Source organism: Streptomyces sp. SCL15-4 (assembly GCF_033366695.1).
Classification (GTDB): domain Bacteria; phylum Actinomycetota; class Actinomycetes; order Streptomycetales; family Streptomycetaceae; genus Streptomyces.
The window spans coordinates 7,922,813-7,945,899 of the sequence record NZ_JAOBTQ010000001.1; the positions used below are offsets into that span (position 1 = coordinate 7,922,813).

The following is a 23,087-nucleotide window of genomic DNA, read 5'->3' on the forward strand; positions in this document are numbered from 1 at the left end:
GGTCAGCGGCGCAGGGGCCGGAAGAAGTCCCGGGTGTCGGCGACGAGGAGATCGGGCGCCTCCAGTGCCGCGAAGTGCCCGCCCCGGGTGAACTCCGACCAGTGCACGATGCGGTGCTCGCGCTCCAGCACGCTCCGCACGGCCGGGTCGCTGGGGAACACGGCGACACCGGTGGGCACCGGGGACCGCGGAGCGGGCCGGTCGGCGACCCGTTCCTCGTAGTAGATGTGCGCGGAGGACGCCCCGGTGCCCGTCAGCCAGTACAGCGTGGCGTTGGTCAGCAGCAGATCGCGGTCCACGGCGTCCTCCGGGAGCTTCCGGGCGGGATCGGTCCACTCCTTGAACTTCTCCACGATCCAGGCGAGTTGCCCGGCCGGCGAGTCGTTCAGGGCGTAGGACAGCGTCTGCGGACGGGTGCTCTGCAGGTCCGAGTAGCCCCGGCCCTCGCGCCGGATGCCGTCGGCGGCGGCGAGCCGCTCCCGCTCGTGGCCGTCGAGCGCCGCCAGTTCGGCGGGGCCAAGGTCGGGGAAGTCCAGCCCGCCGTGGATGTGGACGCCGACGACGCGTTCGGGCGCGTGCCGGCCCAGCTCGGGCGAGATGACCGAACCGGCGTCCCCGCCCTCGGCGCCGTAACGCCGGTAGCCCAGGCGGTCCATCAGCTCCGCCCAGGCGCGCGCCGTCCGGCCGTAGTCCCAGCCGGGTTCCGCCAGCGGCACGGAGAACCCGAAGCCGGGCAGCGACGGGGCGACCACGTGGAAGGCGTCGGCCGGATCGGCCCCGTGGGCGCGCGGGTCCGTCAGCGGGCCGATGACCTCCCGGAACTCCACCACCGAGCCCGGCCAGCCGTGCGTGAGGAGAAGCGGAAGGGCGTCCGGCTCCGGCGACCTGACGTGCAGGAAGTGGATGCGCTGACCGTCGATGTCCGTGACGTACTGCGGGAACGCGTTGAGCCGCGCCTCCCACGTCCGCCAGTCGTAGCCGTCGGCCCAGTAGTCCACCAGATCCCTCAGGTAGCCGACCGGTACGCCCCGGCTCCAGCCCGTCTCGGGGGTCGTCGTCGGCCAGCGGGTGCGCCGGAGGCGGTCGCGCAGGTCCGCCAGCACGTGTGCCGGGACGTCGATGCGGAAGTCGCTGAGGTTCGTCACGGTCCGCACCTCCTTTCCGGGTCTCTGGTGCCCCCGCGCGGCGGAAGTCATCGCCGGCCCCCGCATGTCTCACCCGCCCGGAGTGTCCGAATCCGCTCTTGTGCCGGGTTCGCGGCGCTGCCTACGTTGGATTTTGTGTCGCAGATGAACAAACCATCGGTCGCACCCTCTCCCCCCACCGCACCAACCCCCGAACAGCAGTTCCTGCGCTTGCGGATCGCGCTCACCCTGTTCTTCGCGCTCGGCGGCTTCCTCTTCGCCGGCTGGGCCATCCGCATCCCGGCGATCAAGGAGCAGACGCACGCGTCGCCCGCGTCCCTCGGCCTCGCCCTGTTCTGCATGACGGCGGCGGCCGTGGTGTCGATGCTGGTCACCGGCAGACTGTGCCGCCGCTTCGGCAGCCGCCGGATGACCATCGCGACGGCCGCACTGCTGTCCGCCACCGTCTTCCTGTCCCCCCTCACCCATTCCGCGCCCACACTGGGCCTGGTGCTCATCGTCTTCGGCGCCGCCTACGGAGGCATCGACGTCGCCGGCAACAGCGTCGCCGTGGAACTCATCCAGGCGACGGACCGGCCGCTCATGCCGGGCTTCCACGCCGCCAACAGCCTGGGCAGCCTGGCCGGAGCCGGACTCGGCGGGCTGCTGGCCACCTCCCTGACCCCCACCCGCCACCTGCTCCTGCTGGTGCCGGTCGGACTGGCGGCCACCGCGCTGGGCGGCCGCGTCCTGCTGTCGACCCCCACCCCGGCACGCCGAGCGGCCGGCGCGGCGCCGGCGACGGACCGGCAGGACCGGCCGGACACCGCCGGCCGGCGCTCCGCGCGGGTCCGGCCGGACGTCCTCGTCTTCGGTGTGCTCGGCCTGTGCGCCGCCTACAGCCAGGGCGCGCTCGACACCTGGGTGCCGCTGCACATCAGTGACGACCTCGACGGCGGTCCCGGGGCGGCGGCGGCCGGCTATGCGACGGTGACCCTGATGCTCGCCCTGGGACGACTGCTGGGAACCCGGCTGCTGGAGCGCCTCGGGCAGACCGCGGTCGTCACGGCCGGCGGGCTGGCGGCGGGGGCGGCCATGGTCGTGGCCGCGCTGTCGACGCAGCCGTGGCTGGTCTTCGCCGCACTCGCCGTCACCGGCCTGGGCCTCGCCAACATCTTTCCGGTGGCCATGGCACGGGCGGGCGCGGCGGGCGGCCCGGACGGCGTCGCGCTCGCCTCGACACTGGGCTACAGCGGAATTCTGGTCGCGCCGCCGTCGATCGGATTCCTGGCCCAGGGGCTCGGGCTGCCCGTCGCGCTCAATGCCATCGCCGTGATGATCGTCGCTTCGGGCGTCATCGCCTACGCGGCACGCAACAGGGGCGTGCCCGCCGCGCGCGGAACGGCACGCACACCCGTGGAGGAGAATAACCCCGCGTGAAAATCGAGTGAGCGCGCGGAGGAAATCCTCTGCGGGTTTCCCGTTTTCCGCGGCAGCACACCGGATATTTCGCGGCAGCAGAACCGGACCCGGCGGGGCGCCGCCCCGCCGGCGATTTCCCGGTGTTTCCGTGCCGTTTTCTCTTTACGCGAAGGCGTCGCCGACCATGCCCGCGCTCAGGGTGGCGCCGTCGGCGGGATCGATCAGCAGAAACGATCCGGTGCGGCGGGAGAAGGCGTAGTCGTCCAACGGCAGGGGTTCGGCGGTGCGCAGCCGCACCCGGCCGATGTCGTTGGCCGCCAGCAGGTCGGGCCGCGCCGTGGCGGAGAGGTCGTCCAGGACCAGCCGCGAGGGGATGTCCTCCACGATCGCCTTCACGGTACGGGTGGTGTGCTTCAGGAGCACCCGCCGGCCGGTCCGCAGCGGACTGTCGTGCAGATGGCAGACGGTGGCGGTGACCTCCCGGCGCAGTTCCGGAACGGCACCGGCCGGTGCGATCAGGTCGCCGCGCGAGACGTCGAGGTCGTCGGCGAGCCGGAGCGTGACCGACTGCGGTGCCCGTGCGGCGCTCACCGGCCGTCCCAGCAGATCGATGGCGACGACGCGGGAGGTACGGCCCGACGGCAGCACCGTCACCGGCTGGCCCACCCGGAACGTCCCGGCGGCGATCTGGCCGGCGTAGCCGCGGTAGCCGGGATGCTCGGGCAGGCGCGGGCGGATGACGTACTGCACCGGGAACCGGGCCGCGCCCTCGGCCGGGTCGTCGCCGAGCGGGACGGTCTCCAGGTGCTCCAGCACGGTGGGGCCGCGGTACCAGTCCATGGCCGTGCTGGGCTCGACCACGTTGTCCCCGGCCAGCGCCGAGACGGGGACGGCGGTCACCTCCGGCACCCCGAGCGACGCCGCGTACGCGCCGAACTCCCGGGCGATCCGGGCGAACACCGCCCGGTCGTAGCCGGCCAGGTCCATCTTGTTCACCGCCAGCATCACGTGCGGCACCCGCAGCAGCGCGGCGATCGCCGCGTGCCGGCGGGTCTGCTCGACCACGCCGTTGCGGGCGTCGACCAGGATGACGGCCAGGTCGGCGGTGGAGGTCCCGGTGACCATGTTGCGGGTGTACTCCACGTGGCCGGGGGTGTCGGCCAGGATGAAGCGGCGGCGGGCGGTGGCGAAATAGCGGTAGGCGACGTCGATGGTGATGCCCTGTTCCCGCTCGGCGCGCAGCCCGTCGGTCAGCAGGGCCAGGTCGGGGCCCTCGGGGCCCTGGGTGCGCGAGGCGTGCTCCAGGGCCTGGAGCTGGTCGGCCAGCACGGACTTGGAATCGTGCAGCAGCCGGCCGACCAGGGTGGACTTGCCGTCGTCGACGCTCCCGGCGGTGGCGAAGCGCAGCAGCGCGGCGGCCGGCAGCGGACCCGGTACCGGACCGTCGGCGGCAAAGGGGGTGGCGGCGGTGGTCATCGTGATCAGAAGTACCCTTCGCGTTTGCGGTCCTCCATGGCGGCCTCCGACAGCCTGTCGTCGGCCCTGGTCGCGCCCCGCTCGGTCAGCCTGGAGGCCGCGACCTCCGCGATGACCTGCTCGGCCGTGACGGCGTCGGAGTCCACCGCGCCGGTGCAGGACATGTCGCCGACGGTGCGGTAGCGCACCCGGCGCACCTCGCACCGCTCGCCGTCCTTCGGCCCGCCCCAGGCCCCCGGAGCCAGCCACATGCCGTTGCGGAGGAACACCTCGCGCCGGTGGGCGTAGTAGACGGCCGGCAGCTCGATGTCCTCCCGGGCGATGTACTGCCACACGTCCAGTTCGGTCCAGTTCGACAGCGGGAAGACGCGCACGTGCTCGCCGGGGGCGTGCCGGCCGTTGTACAGCTGCCACAGCTCCGGCCGTTGCCGGCGCGGGTCCCAGCCGCCGAACTCGTCCCGCACGGAGAACACCCGTTCCTTCGCCCGGGACTTCTCCTCGTCACGGCGTCCGCCGCCGAACACCGCGTCGAACCGGTGGGCGGCGATGGCGTGCAGCAGCGGCACGGTCTGCAGCGGATTGCGGGTGCCGTCCGGGCGTTCCCGCAGCTCGCCGCGGTCGATGAAGTCCTGCACGGAGGCCACGTGCAGCAGCAGTCGGTGCCGGGCCACCACCCGGTCCCGGTGGGCGAGCACCTCGGGGAAGTTGTGGCCGGTGTCCACGTGCAGCAGCGCGAAGGGCACCGGCGCCGGGGCGAACGCCTTCAGCGCCAGGTGCAGCATCACGATGGAGTCCTTGCCGCCGGAGAAGAGGATCACCGGGTTCTCGAACTCGCCCGCCACCTCCCGCAGGACGTGCACCGCCTCCGACTCCAGCGCCTGGAGATGGGACAGCGCGTACACGTTCCGTCCGGCCCCGCCCGTCTTCCCGGTGAGCAGCCGTGTTCCGCGGTCGTCGGTCATGCGAGTTCCCGTTCGGCGAGAAGGGTCAGCAACGAGCCGACGCTCTCGTCGACACCGCAGCCGTGCGCCTGGATGCGCAGGTCCGGTGCGACGGGCGGCTCGTAGGGGTCGTCGATGCCGGTCAGGCCGGTCAGCTCGCCGGCGGCCTGCCGGGCGTAGAGCCCTTTCACATCACGCTCGGCGCACACCTCCACCGGTGTGGCCACGTGGACCTCCACGTACGCGGTGCCGCTCGCCTCGTGACGCCGGCGCACCGCCTCGCGGCCCTCGGCGTACGGCGCGATCACCGGAACCAGGACGAGCACGCCGTTGCGGGCCAGCACCTCGGCGACCAGGCCGACACGCCGTACGTTGGTGTCGCGGTCCTCCTTGGAGAAGCCGAGGCCCGCCGAGAGGAAGCGGCGGATCTCGTCGCCGTCCAGCACCTCCACCCGCCGGCCGCGGGACTTCAGGCGCCCGGCCGCGGCTCTGGCGATCGTGGTCTTGCCGGCACTGGGCAGGCCCGTGAGCCAGACGGTGGCCCCGGGGTGACAGGTGCAGAAAGAGAAGGAGTTCACAGCCGCTCCTGAACTGAGCAGGGTGGGGCTTCGTGCCGGCGGCCGACGGCCTGCGGGGGACACGTGCCTCTCGCAGGTTAGGCACGCGGAAGACGGGCGAGGAACCACGGGAGAGTGGTTTCGGACATATCACGGATCCGTCGCGGACCGCGTGGATCGATCATCTCGCGGTAACGGGCAGAGCGGATTTCCTCGTTGAACGGATAAATAACCGCACTGCTTTTCAAGATCGATCGCCGGGTTGTGGTCCGGTCAGCTTGGCGGAATCGTCGTCCTGTCAAAGACCTTGTGTTGCGGGGGTTTGACCCCGGGTTAGCCTGAGAACACGTCCAAGGGGATCAGAACGCACCCCGGTAAATCGTCGTGTGCCGTGACCCGTAGTCCCGGTTTCCGGGATTTTCGGTGAAGACGGAGGCGTCCGTCGCACCTTCGGCACCCATGACGGACCGTCTCCAGCGTTGTCATCTTTTTTCATTGATCCGCCGTGCACCCGCCCGCGAGTCGAGGAACGAAGGTCATGAGTGGGATTGCTGCGTCACTGTTACCGAATCCGGCACACCGGTGGGACCGGGCGGCGGCCCAGGGTCTGACGGGCAGAGACGAGGTGCTGTTCCGCGCCCACCTCGTCGGCGCCGACCCGGCGCTGACGAAGGAGGGCGGCGGCAACTTCTCGGCCAAGGGCATTGCACCCGACCACCTCGGCAGGCCGACCGATGTGCTGTGGATGAGCGCCTGGGGCTGCGACGGCGCCACCACGACCGCAGACGACTTCCCGGCACTGCGCCTGGACGACCTGCGGGCCCTGCGCGACTGCGGCCCGCTGGAAGAGAGCGAGATGATCGACCGCGTCCTGGCCTGCGGTCTGCGCGGCGAACAGCCCCGTCCCGGCATAGAGACCCTCACCCACGCCTTCATCCGGGCCCGGCACGTCGACCACTGCCACCCCGACGCCGTCATCACGCTCACCTCCATTCCCGACGGACGCCGGCTCGCCGAGGAGGAGTTCGGCGACGAGGCGATCTGGTTCGACTACCGGCAGTTCGACATCGGCGTCGCCCGCGAACTCGCCGACCGCATCGACGCGCAGCCGGGCTGCCGGTTCGTCCTCCTGGCCAACCACGGCCTGTTCACCTGGGCCGACACCAGCGAGGAGTGCTACCTCAACTCGCTGGAGGCCGTCGCCCGCGCCACCAGCGCCCTGGACCGGGCGATCCACCGGACACCCGACCTCGGCGGCACCGCCGTCGAGGCGCCGCCGCGGGAGACGGCGACCGAACTGCTCGCCGCGATCCTCCCGCCGCTGCGCGGCGCGCTGTCCGCCGGAACACCCGGCCTCGTGCTGCACGCCGACCGCACCCCCGAAGCGGTGGCCTTCAGCTCCTCGGCACGCGGTCCCGCGCTCAGCCAGGCCGGCCCCGCCTGCCCCGACCACCTGGTCACCGTGGGATACCGCCCGCTGGTGCTCGGCCCGCTGCTCCCGCCCGGACACACGGCACAACCCCTCACTCCCGACGCCGTGGACGAAGCCGTCCGCGCCGTGCTGGAGGGCGTCGCACACCACCGCAAGTGGTACGACGGCTACTACGAACACCACATCACCGAGGCCGGCCGGGCGCTCGGCCGGCGCAGCGACGCCCCCCGGGCGATCGTGCTGCCCGGCATCGGCGTGGTGACCAGCGGCAGCGACGCGGCGAAGGCCAGGCTGTGCGCGGACCACTTCGGGCAGACCATGACGGTGGTGCGCGCGGCCGACGCGGCGGGCGGCTACACCTCGCTGAGCGAGGCCCAGGGAGCGGCCGACGAGTACTGGCCCCTGATGCGCTTCAAGCCCCAGCTCCGCTCCTCCGACGGACCGCTGGCCGGCCGCGTCGTCCTGCTGACCGGCGTCGACGACGACCGCACCGCCGCCCTCGCCGCCCTGCTGGCGGCCGAGGACGCGCACGTGGCGCTCGCGGGCGACGACCCGGCCCGGGTCACCGAGGCCGCCGACCGGATCGTCCGCCACCACGGTGAGCGCCGCGCGGTGGCGCTGACGCCCGCCGGCGCGGACCCCCGGGATGCGGTCCGCCGGGCGGTACTGGCCTACGGCGGCTTCGACGTGCTCGTCGACGCCACCGACTCCGGGCACACCGCCCCGGAGGCGCTGTCCGTGCTGGCCCGCCAGGGACTGGGCGGCTCGATCCTGCTGGCGGGGCCGGGCCGGACCGCCGGGGACCTGCGGTCACAGCTCACCAACCTGACACCGGAATGCCTGCGCCACGGCGTGTCCGTCCACGCCATGACGGACGCCTCCGAGGACGCCCTGCTGGCGGCCACCCTCTTCTTCACCGGACCCGCGGCCGGCGCCTGGCGCGGCACCGTCCTGGAACCGGCCGCGACGACGACCGGGGCGGAGGCTTCATGACCGGCCCCCGGAACACGGTGCGGCCCGCCTCCCTGGCCGGTCTGCTGCCGCCCGGCCGGCAACTGCTGGCCTCCTGCTTCGACGCCCACCACACCATCGGCGGCGGGCTGTTCGCCGTGGACCACACCGTCACCGAGATCGACCGCGTGTCCAGCACCGGCCTCGACCTGGCCGACGGGCTGCTCTACCGGTGCCTGTGGAGCGCCGAGGGCAGCCCGGCCGAACTGGTGGTGTACGACACGACCGGCGTCCTGCGCTACCACCGGCTGGACGACGTCTCCACCCCGCACGACATCCTCGTCTCGGAGGGACGGGTCCTGGTCGCGGCCACCACGCAGAACGAGGTGCGGTGCGTGGCACCCGACGGCGCCACCCTGTGGCGCTGGCGGGCGCCGGGCGAGACCGACAGCTGGCACCTCAACAGCCTGGCCCGCTACGGCGAACGGGTCGCGGTGTGCGGGTTCGGCCCGTTCCTGCGGCGCCGGGGCTGGGACGAGAACGGCAAGCCCGCCAGCGGCCGGGTGGTCGCACTGGACACCGGGGAGCCGCTGCTGGAGGGACTGCGCGCCCCTCACAACCCCTGGTACGCCGACGGCACCTGGCTCGTCTGCGACTCGGCGTCCGGCGAGCTGCTGGAGATCGCCGACGCCACCCGGAAGGTGACCCGCCGGCTCGCGCTGCCCGGCTGGCCCCGCGGACTGGCCGTCACCGACCGGTACGTCTTCGTCGGGCTGAGCCCGCACCGGCACGCCGCGTCCTCGGTGGAGACGGCGGCGGTCGCCGCGGTCGACCGGGCCGACTGGAGCCTGGCCGCACTGGTCGACCTGCCCGCGCGCGAGGTGTACGCCCTCGGCCTGGCGCCGACGGCCCTGGTGGCCGCGGCCCGGCGCGGATTCGGCGCGAACCGCACCAGGACGCACGAGCAGGGGCAACGCGGCCTGTTCGAACGGCTCGGCCGGCGCCCCGCGCGGCTGTGGGCCATCGGCGACCCGCTGCCCGAGTCCGGCCGCCGTGCCACTCTCCGCCCGGCCGAGCCGTCCGCCGGGGAGACCCGGGCCGAACCCGGCGCCCTGCTGACCCTGGAGTGCCTGGTCCGCAACGAGGGCACGGAACTGCTGACCCCGGCGCCGCCCCATCCCGTGCGCGTGGTGCACCGCTGGTACGACTCCGACGGCGCGGTCGTGACCACGGGCAGGAAGCCCATCAGGGCCGAACTGCCGCGCTCGCTGCCGCCGGACGACACCGCCCGGGTGCTCGTACGGGCCCGGGTGCCCGCCGAGCCCGGCCGCTATGTGCTGCGCCTCACGCTGGCCCAGGACGGCCACCCGCCGTTCGACGAGACCGACGCCTCGGGCGCGCTGGACCTGCCGGTCCGGGTGACGGCCGCGGACACCGGGCCCACGGCGCTCGCCCCGTTCGCGATCGGCGCCGCGCGGGTGCGGGCCGCCCGCGCGGCGGGCCCCTTCGTGGCGGACATGGTGCGGACGCTGCTCACCCGCCCGCCGGGCACTCCGGACGGCCTGGCCGCCGGGCTGGTCGCGGACCTGGGCCGGCCGGCGTTCGCCTCGGCCGTCGCCGACGTCCTGGAGTGCTCGCCGGACGCCCTGGAACACACCCTCGGCACCGTCCTGCCCGACCCGGACCACGTGCTGCTCACCGGCGCCGAGGCGGTGGCCCTGGCGCTGCGGCGGGCGGGCGTCATGGCCGTCTTCGGCGCGGACACCGACGGATCGCCGCTGCGCGACGCGTTCGCCGCGCTCGGCCGGTTCGTCGCGGCCGACGAGGGCCGGGACTGCCTGCTCCGGGCGGCGGGAGCCGGCCTGTCCTGTCCCGGCCGGGGAGCCGCCCTCCTGCGGTCGTCCCGCGGCCTGGCGGACGGGCTCGGCACGCTGGAGGACCTGCGCCGGGACGGCACCGGGGTGTTCGTCCTGGCCGAACTGCCGGAAGCGGCCGACGCGGACGGCGAACTCGTCCGCCTGGCCGGGAGGCTGGGCGGTGCCCGGCACGCCTGCGCGGCGGTGCCCGGGGAACCCCGGGAACGTGGCGTCGCCGTGGACGGCTTCGTCGCGGCACTGCGGGAGACGGTCCGGGACGTGCTGGACCCTCCGCACGGCCCCGTCCTGCTCACGCTGCCGTCCCAGGCGCTGCGCACGGCATGGGTGCCGCTGTCCGCGCTGCGCGCGGCGCTCGCCGCCGTACCGGCGCCGGGTGTCCCGGGACCGCTGCGGTCACTGGAGGGCGCGCTGCTGACGGCGGACCGGCTGGTGGTGCTCGCCGACGACCGCATGGCGGCGGTCCGGGGCGCCGGTGCCGCGCTGGACGCCTTCGCCCACCGCACCGGCGCCACGGTCCTGCGCGTCGGACAGCCGTGGGGTCCGGCCAAGGCGGAACCGGACAGTCCCGCACGCCTCGATCCCGCGTCCCCCGCCCACCGTGAGGCGGTACGGGAAGCTGACCTGATCCTCGCTCTCGGGGACGGCGGCACACGCACGGGCACCGCCGCGGAACCGGAGCGGGGCCGCCGGGTGCTGCTGACCCTCGACCCCACCACGGCCCGCGAGCACGCCCGCACCGGACCGTGGGAGGCGATCGCGGTCACCGACCCGGCCACGGCCCTGGACACCCTGGCCCGCGGCCACACGATCAGCGCGCCCCACACCGCCGCCACCGCGCCGGACACCGTCGGCTCGGCACCGGAACAGGGCGTCGACACCGGGTCCCGGTTCGCCGACCCCGCTCCACCCGCTCCCGGAACGACGGCCGCCGTCGCCGCCGCCGTCGCAGGTGCCGTGGCACGGGCCGGGGGAGGAGTCCTGGTGCTCGACGAGGAGGGGCTGCTCGGAGCGCGTACCGCGGGCGGCGTCGCGCGGGCCGTCGGCCTGGCGCTGGCCGAGCCGTCGGCGCGGGTGCTGTGCTGCGTGAGCCCCGAGGCGTTCACCGGGGGACTGCGGCATGTGGCCGCGGCCGTCGGGGAGTCGGCCCCGGTGACGTTCCTGGTGTGCGCCGCCGCCGAGACCCGCACCGGCGCACCCGGCGGCCTCGGCTGCGTCCAGGCCGCCGCCGCGCTGGGCGTACACACCCGGCGGACCGGACCGGGCGGCCGTACCCGCGGCGAAGGAGACGGAGCGACGGAGGAGGAGCTGCGCCGGACACTGGCGGCCGCGATCACCCGGCCCGGACCGGCACTGGTGGAACTCCTCGTGCCGGAGCCGCGGCACCCCACCGGACAGCCGCCGGCCTCCCGGACCGGCGAGGAGAACGGGCAGGTCCCCGGGCCCGCCCCCGTGACATTGGGAGCGCCCCATGCGTGAAGTGCCGATCGGACCGACGACCCTCGCCCCCTATCTGGACGCGCTCGGCCGGGACCGCGCGGAACAACTGCGCACGGCCGCCGACCGGACGAGGAAACTGCTCGACGGCCGCACGGTCTGGAACGTGAACTCCACCGGAGCGGGCGGCGGGGTCGCCGAGCTGCTGCACTCCCTGGTCCCGCTGTCCCGGGAGCTGGGCATCGACACACGCTGGCTGGTGATCGAGGGCGACACGGAGTTCTGGGACATCACCAAACGCCTGTGCACCCGGCTGTACGGCGCGCGGGGCGACGACGGGGCGCTGGGCCCGGCGGAGTCGGACCACTACCGGCGGGTCAACGCCGAGAACGCCGCCCGGCTCACCGAGTACGTGCGTCCCGGCGACATCGTGATCGTGCACGAGTCACAGCCCGCCGGGGTCATCCCCGCCGCCAAGGAGCGCGGGGCGACGGTGGTGTGGCGCAGCCACGTCGGCGCCGACAACCCGAACCAGCACACCCGCGAAGGACAGCGATTCGTCCGCCCCTTCGTGGAACGTGCGGACGCCACCGTGTTCCTCACCGCCCGCTACGTCACCGACTGGGCCCCCTCGCCCCGGGTCATTCCGCCGTCCATCGACCCGTGCGCCCCCAAGAACATGCCGCTCGACGCCGCCGGCACCCTCTCGCTCCTGTCCGCCGCCGGCATCATCGCCCCCGGCACCGGCACGGCCGCCGACGCCACGCTGCCGCTGACCGTGCCGGCGCCCGTGGGGCCGCCGGTCACCGTCCGCCGGCCCGCGGTGGTGCTGCGGCAGGGGCCGCCACCGCCCGCCTCGGTGCCCATGGTCGTCCAGGTCTCCCGCTGGGACCGGCTGAAGGACATGACCGGAGTGCTCAGGGCGTTCGTCGAGGCGGACCGCCCGGACGCGTACCTGTCGCTGGTCGGCGCCGACGTCACGGGCGTCTGCGACGACCCGGAGGCCGCGCTGATCTTCGACTCCTGCCGCCGCGCGTGGGAGGCGCTGCCCTCGCGGTGGCGCGGCCGGGTCCAGCTGGTCTGCCTGCCCATGGCCGACCTGCGGGAGAACGCGCTGCTGGTCAACGCCATCCAGCAGCACGCGAGCGTGGTGGTCCAGAAGAGCCTCGCCGAGGGCTTCGGACTCACCGCGACCGAGGCCATGTGGAAGTCCCGCCCGCTCGTCGCCAGCGACGTCGCGGGACTGCGGGAGCAGGTGACGGACGGCGAGCACGGCCTGCTGCTGCCCGACCCCACCGACATCGGCGCCGCCGCCGAGGCGATCCGGCGACTGCTCGGCGACCCCGGCCTGGCCGCACGCCTGGGCACCGCCGCACGCCGGCGGGTCGACGCCTGCTTCCTGCCCGACCGGCACCTGCTGGACTGGGCCCGCCTGTTCGAGGACATCGTGCTCACCGGGGAGGCGTGATGCGCACGCTGGGACACAACGGACCGGCCACCTCCGACATCGGACTGGGCTGCATGGGCATGTCCCAGTTCTACGGCGCCTGGGACGACGACGAGTCCGTACGCACGATCCACCGCGCCATCGACCTGGGCGTGACCCTGCTCGACACCGCCGACATGTACGGCCCGTACACCAACGAGGAACTCATCGGCCGGGCCGTGCGGGACCGGCGCGACCGCGTCCTGATCGCCACGAAGTTCGGCAACGTCAAGGGCCCCGACGGCCGGGTGATCGGCGTCAACGGCCGCCCGGAGTACGTGCGTTCCTCGTGCGAGGGATCGCTGCGCCGGCTCGGCACCGACGTCATCGACATCTACTGCCAGCACCGGGTCGACCGCGGCGTACCCATCGAGGAGACCTGGGGCGCCATGGCGGAACTCGTCCGCGAGGGCAAGGTGCGCCACCTGGCCGTGTCGGAGGCGTCGCCGGAAACCGTGCGCCGGGCCCACGCGGTGCATCCGGTGTGTGCCGTGCAGACCGAGTACTCGCTGGTCAGCCGCGACCCCGAGCGGGAACTGCTGACCGTGCTGCGCTCGTTGGGCATCGGGTTCATCGCCTACGCGCCGCTCGGCAGGGGGTTGCTGACCGGACGCTTCGGCTCCGTCGACGCCCTCGGCGAGGACGACTTCCGCCGCGGGCTGCCCCGGTTCCAGCCAGGCAACCTGTCGCACAACGCCCGCCTGGTGCGACGCGTGGAGGAACTGGCGCGCGGCCGCAACGTGAGCGTCACCCAGCTCGCACTGGCGTGGGTGCTCGCCCGGGGCGACGACATCGTGCCCATCCCCGGCACCAAGAACCGCGCCCGGCTGGAGGAGAACGTCGCCGCCGCCGCGCTGAAACTGACCGAGGACGAACTCGCGCTGCTCGACCGGATCGCTCCGCCCGGCAGCGCGGCCGGCGACCGCTACCCGGACATGTCCGGCGTGGACGTCTAGGGCCCGGGAGGCGGAGATGACACACGACGAGTGGTGGCGCGACGCGGTCCTCTACCAGATCTACCCCCGCAGCTTCGCCGACTCCGACGGCGACGGCATCGGCGACCTGCCCGGCATCGTCAAACACCTCGACCACCTCAACGACGGCACACCCGGCTCGCTGGGCGTCGACGCCGTCTGGCTGTCCCCCTTCTACCCCTCGCCCCAGGCGGACTTCGGCTACGACATCAGCGACCACCAGGCCGTCGACCCGGTCTTCGGCACACTGGCCGACTTCGACGAACTGGTCGAGCAGGCACACGCCCGGGGCATCCGCGTGATCGTCGACCTGGTGATGAACCACACCGCCGTCACCCACCCCTGGTTCACCGAGTCCCGCTCCGACCGCGCCAGCGCCAAGCGGGACTGGTACATCTGGGCCGACCCCGCACCGGACGGCGGACCGCCCAACAACTGGCTCAGCGCCTTCGAGCGGTGCGGCCCGGCCTGGACCCTGGACCAGGCCACCGGCCAGTACTACCTGCACAGCTTCACCCCGGGCCAGCCCGACCTGAACTGGCGCAACCCCCGCGTGCGGGACGCGATGCGCGCGGTGTGGCGCTTCTGGCTGGACCGCGGCGTCGACGGCTTCCGCATCGACGTGGCACACCGGCTGATGAAGGACCCCGAGCTGCGCGACAACCCGCCCGAGGTCGCGCACGCCCGCCGGCACGTCTCCCACCCCTCGGTGCGCCAGCGCAACCTGGACCTGCCCGAGGTCCACGACATCCTGCGCGACCTGCGCCGCACCCTCGGCGAGTACGGCGACCGGTTCGCGCTCGGCGAGGTGCCGATCAGCGACGACGCGCGGCTGGTGGAGTACTTCGGCGGGGACGGCATGCAGACCGCGTTCCACATGGCGTACTGGGAACAGCCGTGGCATGGCGAGGCGTTCCGCCGTACGGTCGACGGGCTCGCCGGCCGCATGCGGCCCGACGCGCTGCCGACCTACGCCCTGGCCACCCACGACATCTCCCGCACCGTGACCCGCTACGGCAGCCCGGAGCGGGCCCGGGTCGCGGCGATGATGACGCTCACGCTGCGCGGAGTGCCCTGCGTCTACTACGGCGAGGAGATCGGGATGCGCGACGCCCCGCCCCCGGCCGGCCGCGAACTGGACGTCGACGGCCGCGACGGCACCCGGGTGCCGATGCACTGGGACGCCGACGGCACCGGCTTCACCACCGGCGAGCCCTGGCTGCCGCCCGGCCCCGACCTCGCGGAGGTGAACGTGGCCCGGCAGGCGCGCTCACCGGAGTCGCTGCTGCACCTGTACCGGCGGCTGGTGTGGTACCGGCGCGGCTCCCAGGCCCTGCGGCGCGGCACGTACCGGTCGCTGGACGCGCCCGGGGACGCGTTCGTCTACCTGCGCTCCGCGCCCGGCGAACGCCTGCTGGTCGCACTGAACTTCACCGACCGGCCCCTCGCGGTGGCGCCCGGCGGACTGCCGCCGTCGGGCCGGGTCGAACTGTCCACCCGGCCCGACCGGGAGACCGGGCGGCAGGCGTCCCTGCGCCCGCTGACGCTCGCCCCGGACGAAGGCGTGATCGTACGGCTGGGGGACTCATGACGCTCTCCCACGGAGTGTCCCGGCGCACCAACTGGGCCGGTAACGTCACGTTCGGAGCGGGCACCGTGCACACCCCGTCCACGCTGGACGAGCTGCGCTCCCTGGTGGCCCGCAGCCGCCGGATCCGGGCCCTCGGCACCGCGCACTCGTTCAACGACCTGGCGGACTCCCCGGGCGATCTGGTCACCCTGGACGCCCTGCCCCAGACCGTGGAGATCGACCCGGACACCGCCACGGCCAGGGTCCCGGCCGGTGTGCGCTACGCCGAACTGACCCGCCACCTGCACAGCGGCGGATTCGCCCTGCGCAACCTCGGATCGCTGCCGCACATCTCCGTCGTCGGCGCCTGCGCCACCGGCACCCACGGCTCGGGCGTGGCCAACGGATGCCTGTCGACCGAGGTCTCCGGCATGGAACTGGTCACCGCCGACGGAGACCTGGTGACGCTGCGCCGCGGCGCGGACGACCACTTCGACGGGGCCGTGGTCCACCTCGGCGCCCTGGGCGTCGTCACCGCCGTGACCCTGGACCTCGTACCGGCGTACGACATGCTCCAGCACGTCTACGAAGACCTCGAACTGGACGCACTGGACGACCACTTCGAGGAACTGGTCGCCTGCGCCTACAGCGTGTGCCTGTTCACCGACTGGCGCGGACCCCGGCTGACCCAGGTCTGGATCAACCGGCGCGCCACCGACCCCGAACCGGCCGTCCCGGCCGCCCCCTGGTTCACCGCGCGGCCGGCCGACGGCCCCCGGCACCCGGTGTCCGGCCTGTCCCCGGACTGCTGCACCGAACAGCTCGGGCTGGCCGGAAGCTGGCACGAGCGGCTGCCGCACTTCCGGCCCGACCAGACTCCCAGCGTCGGCGAGGAACTCCAGTCCGAGTACATGGTGGACCGCGCTGACGCGGTCGCCGCGCTGCGCGCCCTGGACGAGGTGCGCGAGCAGATCAGCCCCGAGCTGCTGATCTGCGAGGTGCGCACCATCGCCGGCGACGGGCTGTGGATGAGCCCGTGCCACGGACGCGACAGCGTGAGCATCCACTTCACCTGGACCGCCCGCACCCGGCCCGTACTTCAGGCGGTGTCCGTCGTCGAACGGCAGCTGGCCCCCTACGCCGCCCGCCCGCACTGGGCCAAGATCTTCACCACGCCACCGCCGGCCGTGCGGTCCCTCTACCCGCGGCTGCCCGACTTCCGCGCCCTGACCCGCCACTACGACCCGTCGGGGAAGTTCCGCAACGCCTTCCTGGAGCGCGTCCTGGACGGCTCCTGACGGCGATCCGTCCCTGCTCACCCCCCACCCGCACCCCGCGGCCCACACCACCGGAGAATCGATGTCCGCCACAGATCACGACGTCTTTCGCGACCCGGCCCGTTACGACCGCCAGGACCCGCGGCGCACCGCGGCCCAGATCGCGCGGCGGGCCGGGGACGACCTGCCGCGCCTGGTGGGCCACCTGCTGGCCCGGGGCCGCCAGGCCGCCGCCGACGAGCTGTCCGGGGCCCTGGGCACGGGACCCGCGCACACCGAGGAACTGTTACAGGCCCTCACCCACGCGTGTCCCCCGCTCACCGGCGCCGAGGCCGTGGCCGTGGTGCTGGCCGCCGCCGGCACCCGGACCGTGTTCGGCTATCCCGGCACCAGCGAACTCGCCGTGTGCGACGCGATCGACCGCACGACGGGAATCGAGATGGTCAACGGGCGCGGCGACAAGGAGTCGGCGTTCATGGCCGCCGGCGCCGGCATGCTCCGTCCCGGACTGGCCGCCGCCGTCCTGCACGGCGCCCGCGGCCTGACCAACGCCGCCGGAGCCGTCGCCGACGCCCGCCGCAACGAACTGGGCACCGTCTACGTGGTGGGCCTGCCCAGCACCGGCTCCGCGGCCTTCCTGCCGCCGCACGGAGAGGACAACCTGCTGCCCGCCGTCGGCGAGTTCACCGACTGGTGGTGGCAGGCCCCGGCCGTGCCGGAGGAGCCCGCCGCCGCCCGGGCCGCCGCGACCGCCTTCGTGGCGCGGCTGCGCGAGGCCTGCCGCAGGGTGCAGCAGCCGCCGCACCGGCCCGTACTGTTCGGCATTCCCCAGGACGTCGCCGAGCAGCGCTGGATACCGGTATCGGCACTGGCCGACCCGCCCACCGCGCCCGCCCGTGCCCTGCCCGACCCCGACCAGGTCAAGGCCGCGGTCGGCGCCCTGGCCGCGGCGGACCGGCCGGTGATCCTCGTCGACGACTACGCCCTGCGCTTCGAGGGCGTCCGCGCGGGCCTGGACCAGGTCGGGCGCGCGCTCGGGGCGCCGGTGCTCCAGGTCCGCTACCGGCGCGGCCCGATGCTCTTCGAGCGGCTGCGCACCGAGGAGGTGTCCGGCTTCGCGGGCTGGCTCAACCCCTACAGCGACGCCCACAACGAACTGCTGGAGCGCTGCGACCTGCTGGTGACGGTCGAGGACCGCAACATCTACCCCCGCGTCGTCGGACCGCTGCCCGACTGCCCCAAGATCGCCCTGAACACCGACCCCGCCAAGGTCCTGAAGAACGGCTACCTCAGCCCCGGCGACCTCCTGGTACGGGCCGAGCCGGGCGCCACCCTGCTGCGGATGGCCGAGCTGCTGGAGCGGGGCGGGGTGCGGCGCGCTCCCTGGTACGGCCCCGAGGTCGCCGAGACCGCCCGGTTCACCCCGGAGCCGGCCGCGGACCACGTCGAACGCGCCCGGCAGGACATCACCGCGGCGATCGCCGGCCTGCTGACCGGCTGGCGCAAGCCGGTCCTCGTGGACGACAGCCAGATGTTCGGCGGGCTGCTGTCCGAGGGGTACGACCGCTTCCCGCGGGGCCTGCGCGTCTTCGGCGGCCACGGCGGCTTCGTCGGCGGCGGCATCCCGCTGGCGACGGGCCTGGCCGTGGCCGATCCGACGGCCGACGTGCTGTGCACGCTGGGGGACCAGGCGTTCACCAACTCCTTCCAGGGCCTGGTCGCGGCCGTCCAGCAGCGGGCCCGGATCACCTACCTGGTGTGCAACAACGGCCGGTCCGTGTCACTGACCAAGCAGGCCGCCGCGTCCGGACCGGACTGGTTCGGCTCGGGCCGCAGGCCGTTCCTGCACAACGTGGACGACTTCGACTACTGTCGTCTCGCCCGGTCCCTGGGCCTGACCGCCACGGCGGTGGAGGTGCCGGTCGGGGGCCCGCAGCCCGCGGTGTCCGCGGCGGTCGCCCGGCTGTCGGAGGAACTGGAGCGGGTCGCCGCGGCCGACGGCCCGTCCCTGCTGGAGCTGCGGCTGCCGTCGGAGCCCGCCGCGTGGCGGGGCATCTGGGTGACCCAGGGATTCGAGACGCAGAGGAAGGTGACCGTATGAGGGTCCTGCTGGTCGACAGCGCGGACGTCACGGACGTCGCCCGCGCGCTGGAACTCGGCCTCGTCCAAGGCGCGACGACCAACCCGAAACTGATGCGGGCCGTCACCGACAAACCCCTGGAACAGCTCACGGCCCTGCTCGGACTGGGGCTCACGGAGGCCTACTACCAGCCCACCGGCGCCTACGGACCGGATCTGGAGGCGGAGGCCGTACAGGCCCACGACATCGCGCCGGACCGTGTGGTGATCAAGGCGATGGCGACTCCGGAGGGAACCACCCTGGCCGCGGCCCTGGTACGGCGCGGCATTCCCGTCGCCCTCACCGCCGCACAGTCGGCCGCCGTCATGGTCACGGCCCTCGCGCTGGACTGCCGCGCGGTGATCCCCTACCACGACCGGGGACTGCGGGACCCGGAGGTCTCCGACTCCCTGGTCGCCGACCTGGTGGCGGTCCGCGCGCGCCGACCGGGCCCGGCGGTGGTCGCGGCCTCCGTCAAGAGCCCGCAGCAGGCGGTGGAGGTACTGCGGCAGGGCGCGGACGCGGTCACCGCGCCCCTGCCGGTGCTGCTCGCCCTCACCGGCCACCCTTCCTCCCTCGCCGCCGAGGCGGAGTTCCGCGCCCAGTACGGCAGCGCCTCGTGAGCGCGCCGGAGCGCACCCGGGCGCGCCGCACCAGGCTCCTGTCACCGGCGGCGCTGGCCCGCGACTACGCGGCGGTGCTGCTGGACCTCGACGGCACGCTCGTCGACTCCGGGGAGTCCATCGAGCGGGCGTGGCGGTCCTGGTGCCTGGCCTACGACGTCGACCCCGCGGAACTCGACGGGCTGCTGCACGGACGTACGGCCACCGACCTGATCGGACTGGTACGGCCCACGTGGTCGCCGGAGGAGATCGGGGAGTCGGCCCGTCACCAACTGCACGTCCAGGAGACCGACCCCCGGCCCGGCACGGCGATCCCCGGCGCGGCGGAACTGCTCGCGGCGCTGCAGGGCGCGGGCCCGTGGGCGGTGGTGACCGCCTGCACCCCGCTGCTCGCCCGCCACCGCCTGACCAGTTCGGGCCTGCCCCTGCCACCGTCACTGGTGTCCGCGCACGACACCACCCGCGGCAAGCCCGACCCGGAACCGTACCTGGTGGCGGCCGAACGGCTCGGCGTCGACCCGGCCGACTGCCTGGTGGTGGAGGACGCACCGGCGGGCGTCCGGTCCGCCCGCGCCGCGGGCTGCACGGTGGCCGCGGTCACCACCACCCACCCGGCCCATGACCTGCGCGAGGCCGACACCGTGATCGACGACCTGAGACACCTGGTCCTCACCGCATCGGCACCGGCCGGCACCTGACCCCCGAGCCGGCCGGGCCGCCCCGCCGTCAGGCGGGCCCGGCCCGTGCCGGCCATGGCGCCGGGCCTCTCCTCCCGCGTTCGACGGCACGGCCGTCAAGTCGGTCGGTGGAGCCGTCGTCCGCCGGCGCGGGCCACGAGCAGTGGCTGGAAGAAACCTGTCTCCTGAGGCATCCGCCAGCCGATGCCGACGAAGCCGGCCTCGGCCGCGAGGCCGGTGAGCCGGTTGTGGCCGAGTGCCCAGTAGGTGGTCCGGCGGGTTCGCACGCGCCATTCTCCGGCCGCCGGGAGAAGCTGGAAGTGCTCCAGGTCGTAGTGTTCGCCGTCGTCGTGCCAGTGCCAGAGCTGGAAGGTGACGGCCCGTCGTCCAAGGCCGGCGCCGTCGGCGGTCCGGTGGACCCGGGGAGGCGTCGAGGTGGGGCGGTCGCGCAGCAGGTCGTCGTAGGGGCGCGTGCTGACCAGCAGGAGGCCGGCGGGACGCAACACGCGGCGCATCTCGGCCAGAGCGGCCCGCACGTCCCGCTCCGTCAGCAGATGGGGCAGCGAGTTGTCGGCGCAGACGACGGCGTCGAACCGGCCGTCGGGAAACGGCAGCCGCCGCATGTCGGCGGCTGCCGTGCGCAGGCACAGGTGGTGACGGCCGGCCTCACGGGCGGCGCGGGCGGCGGCGCGCGGGCTGAGGTCGGTTCCGGTGACGTGATGCCCGTGCAGCGCCAGACCGATGGCCTGCGTGCCGATGCCACAGGAGCAGTCGAGCACCGTCGCCCGCTCCCGGCCGACGAGGGCGTCCAGAGCGTCCCCCTGCCGACGGACGCTCGCGTCCCAGTCCGCGTAGATCAGGTGGTAATCGTCGGCCAGTTCGTCGTAGAAGCGCGTCACCGACATCCCGGTCATGGCCCGAGGCTACCGCGCCTTGTGCTCCGGCGGCGGTGGGCCGGAGCCGGCCCGTACCGGGTGCGCGAAGGCGGTGCACTGTCGGAACGTATCCGGTGCGCTGCCGGGACACCGAGGCGGTTTCCCGCGAAATAGCCTGGCGGCGCAGCAGCCGGGAGCCGCCGGGCAGGGGTCCGGAGATCGCTCGGAGAACGCGCCGGGAACGCGGACCGTTCAATTCGGGCTCGGCGACCGCGCACCAACGTACGGGGACTTTCCGTGCGTTGCCACCGACCCGGACCGGACGTCGATGGCCGCTGCCGTCGACTCCGTTCATCCCGCAGGAGGTTGTCCCAAGGTGTCCACGATGCCCGTCGGTGGGCTTCTCGCCCACACCACCGACAACGCCGCCGACCTGGTCGTCCGCAACGCGAAGATCCACACCGGAGACCCGGCCCACCCGCAGGCCGGGGCGATGGCCATCCGCGACGGTGTCATCACGGTCGTCGGCGACGACAACGACGTGGCCTCCTGCGTCGGCCCGGACACCAAGGTGGTCGACGCCCTGGGCCGCCGCGTCGTCCCCGGACTCAACGACGCGCACCTGCACGTCATCCGGGGCGGGCTGAACTACGTACTGGAGTTGCGCTGGGACGGCGTCCCCACCCTGCGCCAGGGCCTGGAGATGCTGCGCGAACAGGCGGCGCGCACCCCCAAGGGCCAGTGGGTGCGGGTCGTCGGCGGATGGTCGGCCGAGCAGTTCGCCGAAAGACGGCTGCCGACCGTCGCCGAACTGAACGCCGCCGCACCGGACACCCCGGTGTTCGTCCTGCACCTGTACCAGGCGGCCGTGCTCAACCGGGCCGCGCTCAAGGCCGCCGGATTCACCCGGGCCACCCCCGACCCCAAGGGCGGCCAGATCGTACGGGGCCGGGACGGCGAGCCCACCGGCATGCTGCTGGCCGCCCCCAGCGCCCTCATCCTCTACTCCACCCTGGCCAAGGCCCCGGTGCTGGAAGGAGAGGACAAGAAGACCTCCACCCGTCACTTCCTGCGGGAACTGAACAGGTTCGGCCTCACCTCGGCGATCGACGCGGCCGGCGGCTTCCAGAACTTCCCCGACAACTACGGCACCGTCATGGAACTGGCGAAGGCCGGGCAGCTGTCGCTGCGCATCGCCTATCACCTGTTCCCGCAGACCGCCGGACAGGAGATCGACGATCTCGCCCGCTGGATCGGCATGGTCCGCCCCGAGGACGGGGACGCATGGCTGCGCCTCAACGGCGCGGGCGAGAACCTGACCTGGGCGGCCGCGGACTTCGAGAACTTCGCCCAGCCCCGACCGGAACTCGGCTCGTACGAGGCGCAGTTCGAGAAGGCCGTACGCCTGCTCATGGAGAACGGCTGGGGCTTCCGGCTGCACGCCACCTACGACGAGACGATCCGGCGGGACCTGGCGGTGTTCGAGAAGCTCGCCGCGGAAGGACTCTTCCCGGCCGGCAACCGGTGGCTGTTCGACCACGCCGAGACCGTCTCCGCGGACAGCCTGGACCGCATCGCCGCCCTCGGCGGCGCCCTGTCCGTGCAGAACCGGCTGTCTTTCCAGGGAGAGGCGTTCGTACGGCGCTACGGCCCCGGCGCCGCCGCGGACGCCCCGCCGATCCGGGCCATGCTGGACCGCGGCCTGACCGTCGGCGGCGGTACCGACGCCACCCGGGTCTCCACCTACAACCCGTGGATCGCCCTGCACTGGCTGATCACCGGCCGCACCGTGGGCGACCTCGCCGTCCGCCCGCCGCACAACCGGGTCGACCGTCAAACCGCGCTGGCCATGTTCACCCGTGCGGGCGCCACGCTGACCGGGGAGGAGGACGTCAAGGGCGTACTGCGCCCGGGCTTCCTCGGCGACCTGGCCATCCTGTCCGAGGACTACTTCACCGTGCCCGAGCCGGACATCGCACACATCGAGTCACTGCTGACGGTCGTCGGCGGCCGGATCGTCTACGCGACCGGCGAGTACGAGGGCCTCGACGAGGAACTGCCGCCGGTCAGCCCCGCGTGGAGCCCGGTGGCGCACTTCGGCGGCTACCAGGCGACACCCCGTGCGGGCCTGACCGGTGCCCGCCAGGCCGAACTCCTCGGCCAGGCCGTCGCCGAGTCGGAGCAGCACCGCCTCTGGCGCGCCCGGCGCGGCCCGGCCCCGGAGACATCGGGCATGTTCTCCGATCCTTGCTTCCTCTGACCCCGCGGGAGG

At 73.6% G+C, this 23,087-nt stretch carries 16 protein-coding genes; 11 read left to right on the forward strand and 5 right to left on the reverse strand.

Translation table 11 applies throughout. The annotated features are described in order from the left end of the window. Positions 1-2 precede the first annotated feature (2 nt). A complete protein-coding gene (locus SCK26_RS35695) occupies positions 3-1,154 on the reverse strand; it encodes an epoxide hydrolase family protein (protein WP_412080814.1) in 1,152 nt (383 codons plus the stop codon). A gap of 135 nt (positions 1,155-1,289) precedes the next feature. On the opposite strand from SCK26_RS35695, the gene SCK26_RS35700 reads away from it, so the two are divergent. Beyond that, on the forward strand, positions 1,290-2,564 hold the full coding sequence (locus SCK26_RS35700; RefSeq protein ID WP_318205523.1) for an MFS transporter: 1,275 nt from the start codon (positions 1,290-1,292) through the stop codon (positions 2,562-2,564). A 144-nt stretch (positions 2,565-2,708) separates the two neighbouring features. On the opposite strand, the gene SCK26_RS35705 is transcribed toward SCK26_RS35700, so the two are convergent. Genes SCK26_RS35705 through cysC form a run of 3 tightly spaced genes read right to left on the reverse strand, consistent with a single transcriptional unit; the run spans position 2,709 to position 5,541 of the window. Continuing rightward, the gene (locus SCK26_RS35705; protein WP_318205524.1) at positions 2,709-4,022 is read right to left on the reverse strand and encodes a sulfate adenylyltransferase subunit 1; all 1,314 of its coding nucleotides are present in this window, start codon (positions 4,020-4,022) and stop codon (positions 2,709-2,711) included. 5 nt (positions 4,023-4,027) lie between these two features. Beyond that, entirely contained in the window at positions 4,028-4,984 is a 957-nt protein-coding gene (cysD, locus tag SCK26_RS35710; RefSeq protein ID WP_318205525.1) for a sulfate adenylyltransferase subunit CysD, read from the reverse strand. Further along, on the reverse strand, positions 4,981-5,541 hold the full coding sequence (gene cysC / locus SCK26_RS35715) for an adenylyl-sulfate kinase (protein ID WP_318205526.1): 561 nt from the start codon (positions 5,539-5,541) through the stop codon (positions 4,981-4,983). Before cysC ends, cysD begins: the two co-directional genes overlap by 4 nt. 517 nt (positions 5,542-6,058) lie before the next feature. Here cysC and SCK26_RS35720 point away from each other — a divergent pair. From SCK26_RS35720 to SCK26_RS35760, 9 genes are all read left to right on the forward strand, one after another. Then, entirely contained in the window at positions 6,059-7,945 is a 1,887-nt protein-coding gene (locus SCK26_RS35720) for a class II aldolase/adducin family protein (RefSeq protein ID WP_318205527.1), read from the forward strand. Next, the gene (locus SCK26_RS35725) at positions 7,942-11,256 is read left to right on the forward strand and encodes a DUF4915 domain-containing protein (protein ID WP_318205528.1); all 3,315 of its coding nucleotides are present in this window, start codon (positions 7,942-7,944) and stop codon (positions 11,254-11,256) included. Before SCK26_RS35720 ends, SCK26_RS35725 begins: the two co-directional genes overlap by 4 nt. Next, positions 11,249-12,682 carry a glycosyltransferase gene (locus SCK26_RS35730; protein ID WP_318205529.1) on the forward strand — a complete coding sequence of 478 codons (1,434 nt, stop codon included), beginning with the start codon at positions 11,249-11,251 and terminating at the stop codon, positions 12,680-12,682. Before SCK26_RS35725 ends, SCK26_RS35730 begins: the two co-directional genes overlap by 8 nt. Further along, the gene (locus SCK26_RS35735; protein WP_318205530.1) at positions 12,682-13,656 is read left to right on the forward strand and encodes an aldo/keto reductase; all 975 of its coding nucleotides are present in this window, start codon (positions 12,682-12,684) and stop codon (positions 13,654-13,656) included. The genes SCK26_RS35730 and SCK26_RS35735 overlap by 1 nt, the downstream gene beginning before the upstream one ends. A 16-nt stretch (positions 13,657-13,672) precedes the next feature. Further along, positions 13,673-15,265 carry an alpha-amylase family glycosyl hydrolase gene (locus SCK26_RS35740; RefSeq protein ID WP_318205531.1) on the forward strand — a complete coding sequence of 531 codons (1,593 nt, stop codon included), beginning with the start codon at positions 13,673-13,675 and terminating at the stop codon, positions 15,263-15,265. Then, positions 15,262-16,542 (forward strand): D-arabinono-1,4-lactone oxidase, encoded by a 1,281-nt coding sequence (locus SCK26_RS35745; RefSeq protein ID WP_318205532.1) that lies wholly within the window; start codon positions 15,262-15,264, stop codon positions 16,540-16,542. The genes SCK26_RS35740 and SCK26_RS35745 overlap by 4 nt, the downstream gene beginning before the upstream one ends. Positions 16,543-16,603: 61 nt before the next feature. Then, the gene (locus SCK26_RS35750) at positions 16,604-18,622 is read left to right on the forward strand and encodes a thiamine pyrophosphate-binding protein (RefSeq protein ID WP_318205533.1); all 2,019 of its coding nucleotides are present in this window, start codon (positions 16,604-16,606) and stop codon (positions 18,620-18,622) included. Further along, entirely contained in the window at positions 18,619-19,263 is a 645-nt protein-coding gene (locus tag SCK26_RS35755) for a transaldolase family protein (protein ID WP_318205534.1), read from the forward strand. Before SCK26_RS35750 ends, SCK26_RS35755 begins: the two co-directional genes overlap by 4 nt. Next, a complete protein-coding gene (locus SCK26_RS35760; RefSeq protein ID WP_318205535.1) occupies positions 19,260-19,961 on the forward strand; it encodes an HAD-IA family hydrolase in 702 nt (233 codons plus the stop codon). Before SCK26_RS35755 ends, SCK26_RS35760 begins: the two co-directional genes overlap by 4 nt. A gap of 95 nt (positions 19,962-20,056) precedes the next feature. On the opposite strand, the gene SCK26_RS35765 is transcribed toward SCK26_RS35760, so the two are convergent. Then, positions 20,057-20,854, reverse strand: coding sequence for a class I SAM-dependent methyltransferase (locus tag SCK26_RS35765; protein WP_318205536.1), 798 nt, complete (start codon positions 20,852-20,854; stop codon positions 20,057-20,059). Positions 20,855-21,200: 346 nt separating this feature from the next. On the opposite strand from SCK26_RS35765, the gene SCK26_RS35770 reads away from it, so the two are divergent. After that, the gene (locus tag SCK26_RS35770; RefSeq protein ID WP_318205537.1) at positions 21,201-23,075 is read left to right on the forward strand and encodes an amidohydrolase; all 1,875 of its coding nucleotides are present in this window, start codon (positions 21,201-21,203) and stop codon (positions 23,073-23,075) included. Positions 23,076-23,087: the final 12 nt, after the last annotated feature.